Raw genomic sequence first — 17,962 nt, 5'->3', positions numbered from 1 at the left:
TCTACACGGTTATCGGCAATATTTTTCAGAGCAATAAGCAGCCCCATAAAAACAAACGCGCCGGGGGGAAGAATGGCAAACAGGAACATCTTGTAATCAGGAATGACAACGATCTTCCAGCTGGCCGCTACCGAGCCAAACAGGAAGTCCATATTCGCCATAAGCGTTCCCTGACCCACCAGTTCACGCAGGCCACCCAGAAGAATCAGCACGGCAGCAAAGCCCAACCCCATCATAAAACCATCCAGCACCGCAGGCAGGGGCGCATTGCGGGAAGCAAAGGCATCGGCCCGGCCAAGGATGATGCAGTTGGTGACAATCAGGGGAATAAAAATGCCGAGAATTTTATACAGCTCATAGGTATACGCCTGCATCACCAGCTCAACGCAGGTGGTAAGGGCAGCAATGATCATCACAAACACTGGCAGGCGGATAGTATCCGGCACAAAGTTGCGGAACAGTGAGACCAGCAGGTTCGAGCAGATCAGCACCGTCATGGTCGCCAGCCCAAGGCCGGTGGCGTTCACCACACTGCTGGATACACCCAAAAGCGGGCATAAACCCAGCAGCTGCACCAGGGCCGGGTTGTTTTTCCACAGCCCCTGCAGGGTGATGTCTTTTGCCTGTTCCTGGGTTACACCGCCGGTGGAGGCAATGATTTCCGGTTGTTCCGGAGCATGACAGCTCATAGGTGGCCTCCTGACTGCTTTTGTGATTGACCGATCTGCTGTGTCAACGCCATGGAGCCCAGGGTAAACAGCGTGGTTTTATTAGCATCAAAATACTTCAGAGAGCGATGAATCGCGCCTACAACTGCACGGGGAGTGATAGTGGCGCCGGTGAACTGGTCAAAGTTGCCGCCATCCTTTTTTACGCCCCAGCCCGCACCTTCCGGGTTCAGCAGTGATTTGCCGGTAAAGGCCAGAATCCAGTTGGACACCCGGGTATCAATGCCATCACCCAGCCCAGGGGTTTCTTTGTGGGACACAGCACGCACGCCCGTCAGCACACCATGGCTGTCAATGGAAACCAGCAATTGAATACGGCCGCTGTAACCATCAGGCGCCACCACCGGAAGAATCACTGCCGCCGGATCACCTTCGTGGAATGCGACCCAGCCTCGGGCACTTTCACCCACAGGGCCGAGGAGGGTTGTATCTGGCAGAGGAATGGACGTATCCAACAGAGAATTATCAAAACGGTCTGCTGGCAGCACTTCATGGAGTGCCCGCTCCTCACTGGCCCGCACCTGATCGACAATACGATCCTTAGTGGCCAGCCATGTAAGAGACACCAGCCCAACCGTGAGCAGGGCAAACAGGCCAAGGCTTAAGGCATTGTGGCGAACGGCATCAAACAGGCCGTCTGTTGTTGTCTGTTCAGTCATTCTGATTTCGCCATCCCGCGCTTGGGTTTCCGGTGCCCGTAGGTGCGGGGTTGAGTCCAGTAATCAATAGCCGGTGCCGCCATATTCATCAGCAAAGTCGCGAAGGCCACGCCATCGGGGTAGCCACCCCAGACGCGGATAATGTAAGTGAGGATACCCACGCCAGCACCAAAGATCAGGCGGCCTTTGTTAGACGTTGCACCACTGACCGGATCGGTCACAATAAAAAAGGCACCCATCATGGCAGCGCCAGAGAGCAGGTGGAAAATAGGGGAGCCATGGGAGCCTGAGCCGGTACCGTTCCAGAACAGCAGGGACATAACCCCAAGAGCAGCCAGCATACCCACAGGTGCGTGCCAGCTGATAATCTTTTGTTTCAGCAGAAACAGGCCACCGGCCAGAAAGGCCAGATTCACCCATACCCAGCCGATACCCGTCAGTCCGTCCAGTTGTGGTTTTTCAGTCCACAGCTCTGCCATGGTCAGGCTTTTGTTTTCCCGCACCACATCCAGAGGTGTAGCCATTGTCCATCCATCAATACTGTGGCCTGCGAAGATCGCCTGCAAGCTATCAGTCAGACCCATTGGATCAACTCCCGCACCTTGAGGTGCCAGCCAGCTGGTCATCTCCACCGGGAAGGAAATCAGCAGCAAGACATAGGCGAGCATGGCGGGATTGAACGGGTTCTGCCCCATGCCGCCATAAAGCTGCTTGCCGAAGATAATGGCAAAACTCACACCAACAAACGTCAGCCACCAGGGAGAGCCCGGAGGAATTGCCATAGCCAGCAGCCATGCTGTTACCAGTGCGCTGCCGTCTTTCAGATAAAACGCCAGTGGTCGTTTACGAAGTGTGAGAACAAAGGCCTCCGCTCCCAGCGCCACTACTGAGCACCAGAGTACATTCACCAGAGCTCCCCAGCCGAAGAACCACATTTGCACAAACAGAGCAGGAACCAGCGCCACTATCACCATACGCATAATATGGTTGGTGTGGTTTTTCCCTGAAGCGTGGGGCGAAGTCTGTCGAATCAGTGCCATTACGCCTGTACTCCTGTGTTTTCTGCATCCGCCAGCGCCTGACGCTTCTCGTCGCGAGCCTGACGCAGGGTATCCACTTGATCACTGCCCGCTTCTTCCGCAACGGCCAGTGCACGCTCGGCTTTCTTGAGAGCGGCTTTCTTCATGGCTAACTCGATTTTGCGTTTTTTTTCGTCATCGCTCAGAGCTGGCTTTTTGGCTTTCACCGGTTTCTCTGTAGCTGCCGGTGCTTCTGCCGGAGCGGAAGAGGCAGCATCAAATTCGGTTTGCAGCTGCTCCAACTGTTTTTGCACAAGGGCGATGTCGTCTTTCAGCTTATTGGCTTCCGGACTGCCTTCTTCCATTTGGGGAAGGGCACGCTCAGACTTCTTCAATTGTGCCTTGGCCATAGAGAGTTGAATTTTTAACTCTTTCTGTTTGGGGGACAGTTGTGGCCTCGCTGGTTTTGCAGGCTTGGCAGGAGAATCTGTACCTGCCGCACGAGCGGCCTTTTTAGCCTTGGCTCGCTGAATGGCGGCTTGAATAGGGTCAGCCTCTGCCTCTGCTTTTGCTTCAGATTTCTCCGGTGCAGTGGCCGCAGCGGCCTTGGCTTCCTTCAGCTTACGAGCCTTTTCAGCATTGGCCTTGCGGCGTGCTTCCTTCTCGGCAGCGGCAGCTTCAAGGCGAGCCTGACGCTGCTCAAAACGCACGCGGGAGCGTTCAGACTTTTCTGTTCTGGCTTTGTGGGTGCGAATTTCATCCTTGGCAGCACGGTAATACTGTACCAGTGGGATGGCGCTTGGACACACGTAAGCGCAGGCTCCGCACTCGATGCAGTCGAACAGGTTGTGGTGTTGCAGCTGATCGTGGTTCTGGGATTTCGCATACCAGTGCAGCTGCTGGGGCAACAGTTCAATGGGGCAGGCATCTGCACACAGACCGCAGCGGATACAGGCCTGAGCCGGTGGCGCAGCCGGAAACTCCTGAGCTGTTCCCGCAATAAAGCAGTTGCTGGTTTTGATCACAGGCACGGCCGTGGTATCCAGCGTATGCCCCATCATCGGCCCACCCTGAATCAGGGTGTGGAAGGTGTCGTTATCAATGCCTGCAAACACCAGCAGGTGTTCCGCCGGTGTGCCGATCAGGGCTTCCACATTACCGGGGCGAGACAGTGCAGAGCCGGTCAGGGTGGTGATACGGGATATCAGCGGCTTGCCGTGAACAATGGCATCGTGCACGGCAACAATGGTGCCCACGTTATAACAGAGGATGCCGATATCCACAGAGCGAGAATCATTCGGCACTTCTTTACCGGTGAGCAGCCAGATAAGACGTTGTGCGTCACCGGACGGATATTTGGTAGGCACGGTACACACTTCAATACCAGCTTTACCAGCACAGGCTTTTTCCATGGTGGCAATGGCTTCGGGCTTGTTGTCCTCAATACCAATCAACACCTGTTCTGGTGCCAGCATGTGCTGGAGGATCTCGATGCCGGACACCAGCTGGGCAGCTCGCTCCCGCATCAGCATATCGTCGGCGGTGATGTAGGGTTCGCACTCGGCACCGTTCACAACCAGTGTATGAATCTTGCTGGCCTTGCGGGATGACATTTTTACAGCGGCAGGGAAACCTGCGCCACCCAGTCCTACAATGCCTGCGTCGTGTATGCGTTCAACCAGCTCTTCCCGTTCAGCGGTGCGGTAGTCTTCTATCGGTGAGAGAGAACACCACTCATCCTTGCCATCGGGCAAGAGAATCAGGCAGCTCTCTTCAAGGCCAGACCAGTGGGGAACAGGGTGCATTTCAAGGCTGCTAATGGTACCGGACGTAGGCGCGTGTACCGGGGCACTGACAAAGCCTGTCGCCTTTGCCAACAGCTGACCCTTGAGTACGTGCTCACCTGCACTGACCACCGGTTGTGCCGGTGCGCCGGAGTGTTGATTCAGAGGCAGCACCAGACGGGCTGGCAGTGGTGGAATGGCAATCGGGGTTCGGGTGGATTGCTCTTTGTTCTCCTGGGGATGAACGCCACCGGGAAAATCATGAATAGTACGCAGAGGGATTGCACTCATGCCACTTCCCCCTGTTTGTCGGTTGCAATCAATTGCATGCCTGATTGTTCTGAGGAAGAAGGCAGGGGCCACTGCCAGTTTTGGGTTGTGGTGGCGATGGGCACCATATCGATACAGTCTACCGGGCAGGGTTCAACGCACAGGTCGCAGCCGGTGCATTCGTCGGTAATCACGGTATGCATCTGCTTGGCAGCACCGAGGATGGCATCCACCGGGCAGGCCTGAATGCACTTGGTGCAGCCAATGCACTCATCTTCCCGGATATTGGCGACCATGGGGGGCTTTTCTTCCCCGTGTTCGTCGTCCAGCGCCATGGGTTCCAGATCGAGAAGGTCGGCCAGAGCATTAATAGTGGCCTGCCCGCCGGGAGGGCATTTGTTAATCGGCTCGCCGTTGGCAATGCCTTCTGCATAAGGTTTACAGCCGGGGTGGCCGCACTGACCGCATTGGGTCTGGGGCAGCAGATCGTTGATCTGGTCTACGATGGGGTTGCCTTCCACTTTGAAGCGTTCAGAGGCAAAACCCAGAATAGCGCCAAATACCAGCGCCAGTGCCAGCAGGGCAAGGAGTGCGTAAATCACACTTTCGAGAGATAAAACGTCCATAAACTCGTGTTCCAGCTCTCCTTACAGCTTAATCAGACCGGTGAAGCCCATAAAGGCCAGAGACATAAAACCGGCAGTGATCATTCCGATAGCTGCGCCCCGGAAGGGCATGGGCACATCCGCCGCCGTAATCCTCTCACGCATGGCGGCAAACAGTACCAGTACCAGTGAAAACCCTGCCGCTGCACCAAAACCATAAAGGGCAGAATCAATAAAACTGGCATTCATACGGTGACTGTTCAGCAGGGCTACACCCAGTACGGCGCAGTTGCTGGTAATCAGGGGCAGGAAGACGCCCAACACCCGATAGAGCAGTGGGCTGGTTTTGCGCACGGCCATTTCCGTGAACTGCACCACCACGGCTATCACCAAAATAAAGGAGAGGGTTTTCAGAAACTCCAGCCCCAAAGGCACAAGGATGTACTGATAGGTGATGTAGCTGCAGATTGACGCCAGCGTCAGTACAAAGGTGGTGGCAAGGGACATGCCTACCGCCGTTTCCAGACGGTTGGACACGCCCATAAACGGGCACAGCCCTAAAAACTGTACCAGTACAAAGTTATTGACCAGTATGGCGCTGACCAGAATCAGGGACAGCGAGGTCATGGTTTCCATAAACAGATTGACTCCAAACGGCCGTACAGGCTTTTGTGCGGTTTGTATCCGTGCTCCGGTGGGGGAGTATTATTCAGTAGCTCATTATTCCGTACAACAATGGATGGCTATTGTTGTAATCATTTTTGGGAATATGCTTGTGACTGGTGTGGAAGAGCGCAGCTGAATATCCGGTCCGGATGACGGAGGCAGAATTATAAAGGGTCTTGCACAAATTAACAGTAGTTAGGCTTGCCCTCCGCAAGCCGTGCTGGCTCGCGCTATAAATGTCACGGCCAGCTTTTGGCTGATAGCCTGAAAATCATCGCGCCCGGGCGATGCCATCCACTGGAAAAGAGCGGCGACAACCTGTTCCCCCAGGGCTGGAAAGTCCTGTCGTACAGTGGTCAGAGAAGGTTGATACATAATGCTGTCAGGGGTGTCATCAAAACCTGTAACCAATACATCCCTGGGAACCAGTTGCCCGGCCTCATGGAGTGCCTTGAGAGCACCGAGAGCCATCTGGTCGTTAGCACACACCAGGGCATCTAACCCTGGGTGTTTCTGCAAAAGCTGCCGGGCCAGCTCATAGCCCTGAACGGCTGACCAGTCACCGATGTATTGGGCAACAGGTTCAAGCTGATGTTCTTTCAGGGTTGAGAGCCAGCCCTGCCTTCGTAATTCCGCAGCGGTGGAGTCTTGTGGGCCGTTCAGGCAGGCTATGTGGTGTCTTTTCAGTGCAATGAGGTGCTCAACCGTCAGCTTCGCCCCCAGCTTATGATCGGACATCACAGTGACTAGCCCCGGGGTGGGCAGTGTATCTGTAAAGGCTATGGGGGTGTCGGGATAGGTGCGTACCAGCGCCACAGCCTCTTCAGGAGACAGGGGCATGTTAATCACAATGCCTTCCACCTGCTGGGCAATCAGCTCTCTTATGGCCTCAACAACCTTATCTTTCGCTGTACTGTTAGTAATGCCAATCACCACGCTGTAGCCCCGGGCAGTGGCAGCATTGCGAATGCCTGCGGCTGTCATGGCCGCCCCATAAAAAGCGAAGTCGAGGGTAAGCAGGCCAAGCAACCGCGATTTCTTCCGTCCCAGAAGCTGGGCGCTTTTGCTGGGAACATACCCAAGAGCCTGGATAGCACTTAATACTTTTGCCCGTGTTTCGTCATTTACGTTGTGGGCGTTATTGGTGACTCGAGACACGGTTTGGGTGGAAACACCGGCCAGTCGAGCGACGTCCTTAAATGTTACTTTTCCCATCACTGAATTACTGCTTGTGGTAGGTGGAATGCGCAAAATTTGCACGATTTTGCCTGCTTCTTGGTGGTGGGTAGTTTAAATGATACGTGGGTTGTGCAGAAGTTGATGATGTTTGCGAAAACACTGCAACCTTTGATAGGTGTCAGTGTTTTTTTATTCTTTGTCGTTATTGTTTAAAAATGTGTGTTTTCGCAAACATAGCCTTATTGGAATGCAGGTTGGCAATGATGCAGGTTGTTCATCTTAGAGGTCGTACCTCCAGCTTGATTATCAAGGTGGACGATATGCCGGAAATTCTTCACTGGGGGCAGAAAGTGCCTCAATTGAGTGAAGATTTTCTTGCAGGCACCCAGCGCGCTATTCCCCAGGCTCGTCTGGACAGTGATATTCCGCTGACGTTGTGTCCGGAATCTGGCCGAGGGCAGTTTGGTGCACCGGGTATTGAAGGCCACAGGAATGGACAACACTGGGCACCTGTTTTTTCGATCGCCAGTATCGAACAGCCATCTGATCACGGGGTGATCTTCCATGCACAGGATGCTGTTGCTGATCTCACCCTGAATATTGAGCTGAGTCTCGACCCTGAAAGCGATGTTCTGCAAACCCGTATGGCAGTTACCAACACCAGCAGCCACCCCTACACTCTGAACAAACTGGCTTCGACGCTGCCACTTCCCGGTTATGCGACGGAGCTTATGCACTTTTACGGCAGCTGGATTCGCGAATTCCACACCGAGCGCAAAGATCTGAGTCACGGCTCTTTTATTCAGGAAAACCGCCGTGGTCGTACGTCCCACGAAAACTTCCCCGGCCTGATGGTGGGCCGCAAAGGCTTTACCGAGCAGGCGGGTGATGTGTGGGGCTTCCATCTGGGCTGGAGTGGTAACCACCAGATGCGTGCCGATGCCAAGAGTGATGGCCGCCGCTTTGTGCAGGCCGGTGAACTGCTGTTTCCCGGTGAGATGATTCTTGACGTCGGTGCAAGTTATACGACTCCCTGGCTCTATGGTACGTTCAGCCGAAAAGGTTTGAATGGGGTGTCTCAACATTTTCATAAATATGTTCGCGAAAACATTATTAAATTTCCCAACGGTAAACCACGCCCCGTTCATTTGAATACCTGGGAAGGTATCTACTTCGATCATAGCCCTGAGTACATCATGAAGATGGCTACAGGCGCTGCGGCTATGGGGGTTGAGCGGTTTATTGTGGACGATGGCTGGTTTATTGGTCGTGACCATGACCGCGCCGCGTTGGGGGACTGGTATCTCGATGAAGTGAAGTACCCTCAGGGGCTGGAACCGCTGATTGGCCACGTCAACAAACTGGGTATGGAGTTCGGCCTGTGGGTTGAGCCGGAGATGATTAACGAGGACTCCAATCTGTTCCGTAATCATCCGGACTGGCTGCTGAAGCTGGAAGGTTACAACCAACCCAGTGGGCGCTGGCAGTATGTGCTGGACCTGCAAAACCCTGATTGCTTTCAATACCTGTTTGATCGTCTGAATGATCTGCTGACTCGCTACAATATCGGCTATCTCAAGTGGGATATGAACCGCGAGCTGGTTCAGCCCGGCCATAAGGGACAGGCTGCTGTGCACAAGCAGACACAAGCTCTCTATCGCCTGATTGATGAACTGCGCATGCAGCATCCGGCTGTTGAGATTGAGTCTTGCTCATCAGGCGGTGGCCGTGTGGATTACGAAATTCTCAAGCGTACCCAGCGGTTCTGGGCATCTGATTGTAACGATGCACTGGAACGCCAAACCATTCAAAAAGGTATGGGTTACTTCTTCCCGCCAGAAGTTATAGGTGCCCATATTGGCCCTGAAGAGTGCCACAGCACCAAGCGCCGTCACTCCATTAACCTGCGCGGATTGACTGCCCTGTTTGGCCATATGGGCGTTGAACTTGATCCGGTGAAAGAACCTGAAGAGCAAAAGGCGGGCATGGCTCGTTATATCGCTCTGCATAAGCAATTCCGCCCTCTGATTCACTCTGGCCAGAGCTTCCGTCTGGATTGCACGGACCCGAACCGTCAGGTCTATGGGGTTATGAACGATCAGGAAACCCTGGTGGTGATTTGTCAGGAGGCCATGAGCCAGCATGTGATTCCTGAACCTTTACGTTTTATCGGCCTTGATCAATGTGCCCAATACAAGGTGTCTGTCGTTGATATGCCAGAAGCCAGCTTCCAGCTTATGAAGGCCAGGCCTCTCTGGCTGGAAGAGGGACTCACTCTTACAGGTGGCGAACTGATGGACATCGGGCTGGCAATGCCTCTGCTGGACCCGGAGGCCATGATGTTGATTCACCTTGTGGCCTGCTAACAGGCCACGCAACACCCTTGTTTTAAAACTGCTCACTCACTCAATCAGCCATACGGCAACGGCCGGGAAGAATAAGGCTTACGCCGATAAGAGCCTGATGTCTTAGGAGTTCAATAATGGACAAAATCATCCAGTTTGGTGTCTTTCTGTTTCTGACGTTACTCGTCGCCTTTCTAACCTGGCGCAAATGCGCGCAGTCTCCGAGCCGGGGGGAGAGCAGTAAGGATTACTTCCTTGCCAATGGTGGTCTGTCCTGGGTGTTTATCGCAGGTTCCATCACACTGACTAACCTGAGTACCGACCAGCTGGTGGGTATGAACGGTAACCAGATGGCGCTGCTGGCCCTGTGGGAACTGTCTGCAGTCGTTGGTCTGTTCATTCTGGCGAAGGTGTTTGTGCCCATCTACTACAAGTACAAGTGCACCACCACGACTGAGCTGCTGGAAAAGCGTTACAACAACCATCACATCCGTGCGACAGTGGGCACCTTGTTCCTGCTGGGTAACGTATTCATCTATCTGCCAGCCATGCTCTACAGTGGCTCCCTGTTTATGCAGAGCATGTTCCAGGTAGAACTGGGTATTATGCCTCTGTCTATTATGTTCGCTCTGGTGGGGGCGGCTTACTCCATCTTTGGTGGTCTGCGTGCGGTTGCCGTTTCCGATACCTACAGCGGCATCGGCCTGCTGGCTATGGGTATGCTGGTAGTGTTCCTGTCTCTGAAGGCGATTGGCTTTGACTTCTCCGGTATTCCTGCGGAGCGTCTGACCCTGATTGGCGACGATAACTCCCCAATCCCCTGGCACACTCTGCTCACCGGTATGCTGTTTATTCAGATCTTCTACTGGAGCACCAACCAGACTATCACTCAGCGTGCCATGGCGGCTCCAACCATTAAAGAAGCCCAGCGTGGTGTTCTGACTGCGGCCGTTATCCGTCTGTGCATCGTTCCTGCCATGGTTGTTATTCCAGGTATCGCGGCTTACAAACTGTACGGTCAGCTGGGTGATGCCACTTACGGTCACCTGGTGGGTGAGCTGATGCCTCACTGGATGTCCGGTGCCTTTGCAGCAGTTATGGCGGCGGCAGTTCTCACCAGCTTTAACTCTGTGCTGAACTCTTCTGCGGCTCTGTATGTGTGCGACATTCACGAGAAGTATTTCAACAGCACGCCAGATATCAAGAAGCTGAGCACCACTGTGTCTCTGACTTTCGTGGCTATCGCTCTGGTACTGGTACCTGTATACAGCGGCGCAGAAAGTATCATTAACCTGCTGCAGCAGCTGAACGGCCTGTTGAGCATGCCAATCCTGTCTGCCTTTATCACTGGTCTGATCTTCCGTGGTGTGGATGCGCGCTCTGTAATTCTGAGTGTTGTGTTCGGTACCCTGCTGTACGCCTTCTTCACCTTCGGTTGGGCTCCATTCCACTACATCCACATGATGTTTATCACTCTGTTGAGCTGTGTAGCCTTTGCACTGTTCGTAAACCGCTTTGTGTTCAAGAAGAGTGCACAGTTTGTACTGAAGAAAGGCGCAGGCGACATCGCCACCGCTTAATCTTTAATACATTTGCTGGAAAAGAGCGTTCAGGTTCCCTTGGGGGCCTGAACGCTTTTGTATGTGTGGTCGCTTTTGTAGAGAGACGTTTGAGCGGAATATTCTGACGGCATATAACCGGTAAAAAGCGCAAGCCCACCCATCGCCAGCAGAATTAACAATGCAATAAACTTCTTATGGCTGGGGGCTTTTGTGTGCATAACGCTTTCCTCATAATTTATGTTTTTCATTATTTCGGTAGAGCATAAACAGGGGGAAAACAGGAATCACTGACAAGTTTGTTGGGGGTACTGACCTTACCGACAGCTGGCTCCAGCGGTATTCACTGAACCTTGGATGCAAATATTTATCTAAGGGATTCAGTAAAAAAAACAGAGAGGCCGCAGCCATGTACAATCTGTCCAATCCATCCAGCCCATCCAGTGTACTCTGCCCTGCATACTCTCTTGCAACAGAGGGAGGCTCCTCTGCGAGGCTAAGCCCTTCGGGTATCGGTGAGAATCTTCAACCTGCAGCCACTCAACCTGTCACTGTGCAGGAACGGGATGCTCGGGAACTGGCTTTGTCGGGTCTTTTGGCACTATCAAAACCGGAGCATGGGCAGGCAAAGCAATGGGATAAGGATATCTCTGCCTTTAAGCAGCAATTGCTGGAATGGCGCAGTTTTGTCGGGCTTTATGAGCAGGCCTGCAGGTTAAATCTTCCTGAGAAGACGCATTCACAGTTTTATTGGTTGTGTGAATCGTTGCAGCGGGCGGAGAAGGATGCTTTCACACGCATCATTGACTATCTGGAGAATCATTACTCATTCAGCCGTGCCAAGGTGTATGAGCAATTTCAGGATATGCCAGTAGCGGCTTACAGCTTTCAGGAGGCGTTTCCCCAGAGTCAGCAGAGCCACTCCGATATTGAGTATGGCCTGTGGGCTTATAATAGTGAAAGTGTGTCCCATATCACTTTCACCGGCCCGGAAACAGAAGCCATGCTCAAGGTAGGGTACCAATTGCACTGGCTAAGGAGTTTTGTCCAAACTCATGGGGGTATGGTTCACACTCTGGCTGACCATGAATCTTTGAGAACTGAATTTCAGGCTGCCACACCTTGGCTGAAGAAAGCTTTTCAAGACTGCAAAGAGGTCGTGGTGAAAATTCAGCAAGCGCAGCTGGGTATCACCTATGAGGAGGCTGAGTCTGTGATGTATGAAGCCACATACGGGCGTTCACAGGGTGTATTTTTTGAGTTGTTTAAAGATGTCCAGGCCGAAACAGGAATATTCTGTACGCTGGAAACAGAACGGGATCGCATGAAGCGGGTGTGTGTAAAATGGTTTCTTGATCACAAGGACGATCCCTATCCGACAGAGGGAGAGCGTGAAGCACTTGCAGAGGAAATTGGAACAACGGCTAAAAAAGTACAGACATGGTTTAATAACAATCGCCGTAACTATCGTGAGTCAGGGGGCTTCTCCAGCACGCCAGCTGCACGTAGAAAAAGAGCCGAGCGTGTTAAGAAAGCTCTTGAGGATGACAGTGGAAATGTGAGCGAAAGTACCAGTAAAAGAAAGTGCCAGTAAAAAAAGGGAGTGGGAATGAGTGGCTCTCCACTCCAGCGCATTAAGCCTAAGTTCTGACAGCGGCAACGTCTCCGCGAAGTGCAGGGATGTTTCTTGGCAAAGGCCCGGGTACTTACCAGGCACGGAATGTGTTTAGCTGTTGTGCTCTGGCGGAATTATTCCTGAAAAGGGTTGCAATACCAGGAAGAGGGGCCAGAAACAAAACGCTGAGTGTGGCCACTTGCAGTAGCCACGATCCTGCTGTGGCAATCATAAATAGTTACTCAATTCCGGCGATTACGGATTAACCAGATGGGCAGATTGAAAAATAATGGATGTTTTTATGAGCCTTGGTGCGAGTTCTTAGTAAAGTGTTCGCGGCTTACCCATGATTATCATTCGTCTGGCTGCAGCCTTTCTTGATGGTGGTCAACGCTTTGCGTGGTTTTATGGGTAAAAATGCGTACCTTGGCATGTGATGGTTATTATACTTTGGAAAATGCTGTGTCACGACACCTGATTCTCTATGCTTCTCACGATGGACAGACTGCTTCCATTGCCCGTGCAATCTCTAAAACCATGAGTGCTGAGGGATTGGACATTACCCTGTCGAATATCGAGGAGAAAGAAGACAGTGTAACACTGTCAGACTTTGATTCGGTGCTGATTGGTTCTCCCATTCGCTACGGGCATCACCTGCCAGCCGCGCGAAAGTTTATCGAGAATCATCAGTCGTTCCTGAATGCTGTGGAAAGCGGATTTTTCAGTGTCAACCTGACTGCACGAAAGCCTGAAAAGCAGGATCCAGACACCAATCGTTACATGCAGCGTTTCCTGAAAACCTGTCCCTGGAAGCCAGGATACCTTGGGGTGCTGGCAGGCTCACTGCAATACAGCCGTTACCGTTGGTTTGATCGGGTGATGATTCAATTGATTATGAAAATCACTGGAGGCAGTACTGATGCCTCCAAAGATATTGAGTTTACCTCGTGGCAGCGGGTGGAAGCCTTTGCCAAAGGTTATGCTGAGTATCTGCACTCAAAGAGCATTTGCTGAGGAGCTGCTCCTTACCTTTCACCGCACAGGCTTTTTTGTACGGGCAAGCTGTGGCTGGGTATCAGCCTGATCGTGGCGGGTATCCATCTGCAGTGAAACAATAAGAGCCACGCAGTACATCACGGGAAAAACGATGGACATAGTCAGGATGATGTGGTCTGTGGTAGACGGTTCCATAACAATACCTCTTGTTCGCTTGTCTTGTTGTTGATTTTATTATCGACACGCTCGTAGCTGTATGTTGACGACACCTTTAATATATAAATAGATAACACATCTGTCAGGAATAGGGAGCCCGAAAGTGAGATTTTTTTCATTTCTTGTGCGAGTTGCGTGCGTGTGGCTTGTGGCGCTGCCGGTGCTGGCACAGCAGCCTCTCACCCAGGGCAGCCTGTTTCTGGGAAAAACGACACCCGGCAACAAAGTGTTTTATAAAGATCAGCCGGTAATGCTCACCACGGAAGGGGACTTTGTGATCGGCTTTGGCCGGGATGCCTCACTCGAGCAAAGCTATATTGTTGAAACGCCCCACGGCAAACAAACCACCTACACCCTTCAACTCCAGTCTCGGGATTATAAAATTCAGCGTATAGAAGGGGTTCCTGGAAAATATGTGGTGCCTCCTGAAAGCCGTTTGCTGCGGATAAAAGATGATAACCGCCAAATAGGTGAAGCCCGTGCCAGCCGCACAGAGCGGGATGACTTTTTATCAGGCTTTCTGCAACCGGTGGATGGGCCGATTACAGGTGTGTACGGCAGCCAGCGTTACTTTAACGGTAAACCCCGCCGACCCCACTATGGCCTCGATTATGCTGCTCCCACCGGCACCCCTGTGCTCTCTCCTGCCGCAGGAAAGGTAGTGCTTGCTCACCCGGATATGTACTTTTCCGGTGGCACGATGATTATCGACCATGGCATGGGCGTAACCAGCAGTTTTCTTCATCTCAGCAAATTATTGGTCAAGCCGGGGGATATTGTTAAACAAGGACAGCCTGTGGCAGAAGTAGGAGCAACAGGGCGGGTAACCGGTGCTCACCTGGACTGGCGTATTAACTGGGGCAATGTTCGCCTTGATCCTGAACTGGTTATGCGTGACTATCCCATGATTTCAGATTTAGACGATGCTCCGAAGTAAAGGGGATGTTATGGCTGGTATAACAACTATGGTGGGCGCTGAGCAGGCGCTGCCGGGTTCTGTAGAACCTATGGGTGTAACGGAACCCCATGTGGTCTTTAATCGTTCGTTGCTGGCCCCCTGGCCGGATCATTGCCAGGAAATTGTTCTGGGTATGGGCTGCTTCTGGGGTGCAGAAAGACTGTTCTGGCAAAAGCCCGGTGTCTATCTGACTATGGTTGGCTATGCAGGAGGTTTCACCCCTAATCCGACTTATCAACAGGTTTGCACTGGCGAAACCGGCCATGCCGAAGTAGTACGGGTGGTGTTTGATCCCGCAGAAATCTCATTGGCACAGATTCTGGCCATGTTCTGGGAACAGCATGACCCCACTCAGGGTATGAAACAGGGAGGGGATGTTGGCACTCAGTATCGCTCTGCCATTTATATAACGGATGAAGAACAATCTGCTCAGGCCCGGGAAAGCCTGCACATGTTCCAACAAGGGCTGGCGAAAAAAGGGCTTGGGGACATTACAACAGAAATCAAACCGCTGGACACCTTCTACTATGCAGAAACCTATCACCAGCAGTATCTGGCACGTAACCCGGAAGGCTATTGTGGTCTGAAAGGTACAGGGGTTGTTTGCCCGATTTAGCAGGTGCCTCTCTCCGGTGGGAGTGAGGCGCTCATTAGCCTTCACTTCCCCTTAATTAACCGACGAGCTAAAAAACGACCGGGACGCAACCCCCGAAACAACTCGTCTGAAACCGGTAAAGCCTCTCCACAAATTTCACTTGCCAGAAGTTCCCCCGCCAATGGACAGGTGATCAATCCACGGGAGCCGTGGCCCGTGTTGATATAAAGCCCCGGATAAAAAGGCACATCCGCATCAATGTGAGTTTTGGCATTCTTGCCCAATGCCGCAAATCGGCCTCGAAACTCTGTCTCGTCCATAATAGGACCAACGGCAGGCAGGTAATCCGGTGTTGTACAGCGGAAGCCGGTACGGCCTTGCAGAGCATCTGTATCCAGCTCGTTAAACGACAGAGCCTCACCAATAGCAGGAGCAAAGGAAGCAATGGTGTCCAGATTGGTTTGATGATCTTTAGCACGTACAGACTGATCATCATCATTGAAATGGAATGTAGCACCCAGCGTATGAAATCCATCATGCTGGGGGGCGATATAGCCTTCTTCACAGAGCACAGTTTGCAGATTTTTACCTTCATTGGTCGTTAGTACAACAGTCACCTGACCACGAATGCTTTTTAAAGGCAGATGAGCGGATTGGGAAAGCTGTGCGGCCTGATGACCGCAGGCAATAATGGTAACCGGGCTGAGAAGGCTTGTGCCATCCTCCAGCTGCACCTGCCAGTTTTCACCATCATGATTCAGCTCTTTGACCTGACTGCTGCCTCGGAAAGTGATGTTCTTGTGATTCAGCAGGGCACTGACAACCCTGGGAGGGCAAACCCAGCCGCCATCCTTAAACCACAACCCATCTTTTTCGATAGGCAGGCCAGCAATCTCCGACAGCTGCTCTTTAGTCATGCCTTTGAGAATGTCATCAAAGCGATGGCAGTCGATCAGCTCCTGCTGACGCGCCTGCTCTTTTTCTGTATCCGGTAACTGGATAATGCCCGTTTGGTGGTAAAGATCTTCCGGTAGATTCTGGAGCAAGTTGGTGGAGTGGCTGTAACCCTGTGCCACAAGCTGGGTAAGCAAGGTGTTATGGGCCGAAAGCCGTGTATAGAGCATTCCCTGAGGATTGCCAGAGGCTCCATCGGCAGGGCGCTCATTTTTGTCGAGAACGGTCACCTGCCAGCCGCGCTCGGCGAGGGCGTGAGCTGTGGAAGCTCCTGCCAGCCCTGCGCCAATAATCAGCGCCTGACGTTTATCTCCCTTGTAGGCCACTGACTCCAGCCATGGTTTATTCACATTGGTTGTTTGGTGAGGGATTTGCCCACGAATCATTTCCCGTTTTTTGCCATAGCCGGAAACGCGAGTCATCGTCATACCTACCTCCTTAATCCCCATACGCACCATGCGAGCCACAGCAAAAGTGGCGTAGGTGGCTCCGGGAGCCGATTTGGCGGCAATGTTATGGAATAGCTCTGGTTGCCACATCTCCGGATTCTTGGCTGGGGAAAAGCCATCAAGAAACCAGGCGTTAATGGCTGGGTTTATTTTGGGAAGCGCCCTGTGCACATCATCAAAAATCAGAGTGAGCTTCACTCGTCCACTGTCAAATGTGCGACGATGGAAGCCTGTAAGCCGAGGCGGGTAACTGGCAACCAGTGCATCAGTCATCTCCTTGAACTCGGGCCACAATGCCAGTGCGCGCGCAAAGTCTTCCTGAGTCATGGGGAACTTTTCCACCGTCACAAAGTGCAGCTGTGCCGTTGCCGGAGCATGTTCGAGGAAACAGTGCCATGTACAGAGAAAATTCAGGCCAGAGCCAAAGCCGGTTTCGGCGATGGTAAAGGTTTCGTGTTCTTTCAGTGCCGCAAATCGCCGGGGCAGATCATTCTGCTCAATAAACACATAACGGCTTTCACTCACACCACAGTCCGTGGAGAAATACACGTCATCAAATTCTACCGAGAAGGGTTGGCCGTCTTCGTTCCAGGAAATTTTTGCGTTCTGGATCTGGGGTTGAGTCAGGGTCATGAGCTGGCTTGTAGTTCCGTCAAGATACTTTGTGCACAGGTTTGGCGCTTAATAATGTTGAACAGCTCCGCGGCTTCCTGATGGCCTTTAGTCATCATCCGCAGCCACTGTTTAATACGATCCTTCAGATACCGCTCCGGATTCATCAGGCCATAAAGGTGCGCCTCGCCCTCGGAAACAGTCAGTGTCTGCTCAGCAAAACTTTTGAGGATTTTCAGGGTATTTGGCCAATTATCAATAACCGTATGATCTTTATTGTTCTGGGAGGCTTTGATTTCACAGCCCAGCAACGGGCGGCTGACCGCACCACGGCCAATCATGACATCTTCACAGTTACTCGCTTCCCGGCATTTGTGGTAATCCTCGACCGTCCAGATTTCACCATTGGCTGTGAGAGGAATGGTGAGCGCTTCCCGAATCTCTGCCAATCGCTCCCAGTGCGCGGGTGGTCGATAGCCCTCTTTGCGGGTGCGGGCGTGAATGGTGAGCCCACTAGCACCTGCTGCTTCAATCCCCTGTGCGATCTCAAGGGCTTTCTCTGGGCTGTCGTAACCCAGACGCATTTTGGCCGTAACAGGTGTATCAGCAGGTATTTGCTGGCGCACCGCCTGCACCAGCTTGTAAATAGTCTCCGGTTCTTTCAGCAGAGCTGCACCGCCTTTGTGGCGGTTCACCGTTTTTGCAGGGCAGCCAAAGGGGATATAATCTACATACATATAGGAGCAGGCAGAA

General features: G+C 52.5%; 17 protein-coding genes. 6 read left to right on the top strand and 11 right to left on the bottom strand.

What is annotated here, in order from left to right; genetic code table 11:
- The 7 genes from E1189_RS12725 to E1189_RS12695 form a co-directional block, all read right to left on the bottom strand.
- Positions 1-689, bottom strand: a 689-nt coding sequence (locus E1189_RS12725; RefSeq protein WP_155160705.1) for an electron transport complex subunit E, incomplete at its 3' end; no start/stop codon positions are given.
- Positions 686-1,387, bottom strand: coding sequence for an electron transport complex subunit RsxG (rsxG, locus tag E1189_RS12720; protein ID WP_155160704.1), 702 nt, complete (start codon positions 1,385-1,387; stop codon positions 686-688). The genes E1189_RS12725 and rsxG, both read right to left, overlap by 4 nt.
- Positions 1,384-2,427, bottom strand: a complete 1,044-nt coding sequence (gene rsxD, locus E1189_RS12715; protein WP_155160703.1) for an electron transport complex subunit RsxD — start codon at positions 2,425-2,427, stop codon at positions 1,384-1,386. Before rsxD ends, rsxG begins: the two co-directional genes overlap by 4 nt.
- A complete protein-coding gene (gene rsxC, locus E1189_RS12710; protein ID WP_155160702.1) occupies positions 2,427-4,481 on the bottom strand; it encodes an electron transport complex subunit RsxC in 2,055 nt (684 codons plus the stop codon). The genes rsxD and rsxC overlap by 1 nt, the downstream gene beginning before the upstream one ends.
- Entirely contained in the window at positions 4,478-5,086 is a 609-nt protein-coding gene (gene rsxB, locus E1189_RS12705) for an electron transport complex subunit RsxB (protein ID WP_155160701.1), read from the bottom strand. The genes rsxC and rsxB overlap by 4 nt, the downstream gene beginning before the upstream one ends.
- Positions 5,087-5,107: 21 nt before the next feature.
- Entirely contained in the window at positions 5,108-5,692 is a 585-nt protein-coding gene (gene rsxA / locus E1189_RS12700) for an electron transport complex subunit RsxA (protein WP_155160706.1), read from the bottom strand.
- Between the two features lie 234 nt (positions 5,693-5,926).
- Positions 5,927-6,946: a LacI family DNA-binding transcriptional regulator gene (locus E1189_RS12695; protein ID WP_155160700.1), complete on the bottom strand. Its 1,020-nt coding sequence runs from the start codon at positions 6,944-6,946 to the stop codon at positions 5,927-5,929.
- A gap of 224 nt (positions 6,947-7,170) precedes the next feature.
- On the opposite strand from E1189_RS12695, the gene E1189_RS12690 reads away from it, so the two are divergent.
- A complete protein-coding gene (locus E1189_RS12690; protein WP_155160699.1) occupies positions 7,171-9,276 on the top strand; it encodes an alpha-galactosidase in 2,106 nt (701 codons plus the stop codon).
- Positions 9,277-9,392: 116 nt separating this feature from the next.
- Positions 9,393-10,835, top strand: a complete 1,443-nt coding sequence (locus E1189_RS12685) for an SLC5 family protein (protein WP_155160698.1) — start codon at positions 9,393-9,395, stop codon at positions 10,833-10,835.
- Between the two features lie 29 nt (positions 10,836-10,864).
- On the opposite strand, the gene E1189_RS12680 is transcribed toward E1189_RS12685, so the two are convergent.
- Entirely contained in the window at positions 10,865-11,035 is a 171-nt protein-coding gene (locus E1189_RS12680) for a hypothetical protein (protein WP_155160697.1), read from the bottom strand.
- A 188-nt stretch (positions 11,036-11,223) separates the two neighbouring features.
- Here E1189_RS12680 and E1189_RS12675 point away from each other — a divergent pair, with 188 nt between their 5' ends.
- Both E1189_RS12675 and hemG read left to right on the top strand, forming a co-directional pair.
- Entirely contained in the window at positions 11,224-12,408 is a 1,185-nt protein-coding gene (locus E1189_RS12675) for a homeobox domain-containing protein (RefSeq protein ID WP_155160696.1), read from the top strand.
- Between the two features lie 483 nt (positions 12,409-12,891).
- Positions 12,892-13,443, top strand: a complete 552-nt coding sequence (hemG, locus tag E1189_RS12670; RefSeq protein WP_329602019.1) for a menaquinone-dependent protoporphyrinogen IX dehydrogenase — start codon at positions 12,892-12,894, stop codon at positions 13,441-13,443.
- Positions 13,444-13,461: 18 nt separating this feature from the next.
- Here the strand turns inward: hemG and E1189_RS12665 are convergent, their stop codons facing one another.
- On the bottom strand, positions 13,462-13,620 hold the full coding sequence (locus E1189_RS12665) for a hypothetical protein (protein WP_155160694.1): 159 nt from the start codon (positions 13,618-13,620) through the stop codon (positions 13,462-13,464).
- A gap of 124 nt (positions 13,621-13,744) precedes the next feature.
- On the opposite strand from E1189_RS12665, the gene E1189_RS12660 reads away from it, so the two are divergent.
- Entirely contained in the window at positions 13,745-14,578 is an 834-nt protein-coding gene (locus tag E1189_RS12660) for a M23 family metallopeptidase (protein WP_155160693.1), read from the top strand.
- 10 nt (positions 14,579-14,588) lie between these two features.
- Positions 14,589-15,215: a peptide-methionine (S)-S-oxide reductase MsrA gene (gene msrA / locus E1189_RS12655; protein WP_155160692.1), complete on the top strand. Its 627-nt coding sequence runs from the start codon at positions 14,589-14,591 to the stop codon at positions 15,213-15,215.
- A 41-nt stretch (positions 15,216-15,256) separates the two neighbouring features.
- Here msrA and mnmC read toward each other — a convergent pair whose 3' ends face one another.
- Both mnmC and E1189_RS12645 read right to left on the bottom strand, forming a co-directional pair.
- A complete protein-coding gene (mnmC, locus tag E1189_RS12650; RefSeq protein WP_155160691.1) occupies positions 15,257-17,230 on the bottom strand; it encodes a bifunctional tRNA (5-methylaminomethyl-2-thiouridine)(34)-methyltransferase MnmC2/FAD-dependent 5-carboxymethylaminomethyl-2-thiouridine(34) oxidoreductase MnmC1 in 1,974 nt (657 codons plus the stop codon).
- Entirely contained in the window at positions 17,227-17,946 is a 720-nt protein-coding gene (locus E1189_RS12645) for a tRNA dihydrouridine synthase (RefSeq protein WP_155160690.1), read from the bottom strand. Before E1189_RS12645 ends, mnmC begins: the two co-directional genes overlap by 4 nt.
- Positions 17,947-17,962 lie beyond the last annotated feature (16 nt).

It is taken from the genome of Parendozoicomonas verongulae (assembly GCF_009711465.1).
GTDB classification, from domain to species: domain Bacteria; phylum Pseudomonadota; class Gammaproteobacteria; order Pseudomonadales; family Endozoicomonadaceae; genus Sansalvadorimonas; species Sansalvadorimonas verongulae.
The sequence above is the reverse complement of the archived record's forward strand: the minus strand, read 5'-3'. Positions and strand labels throughout refer to the sequence as shown.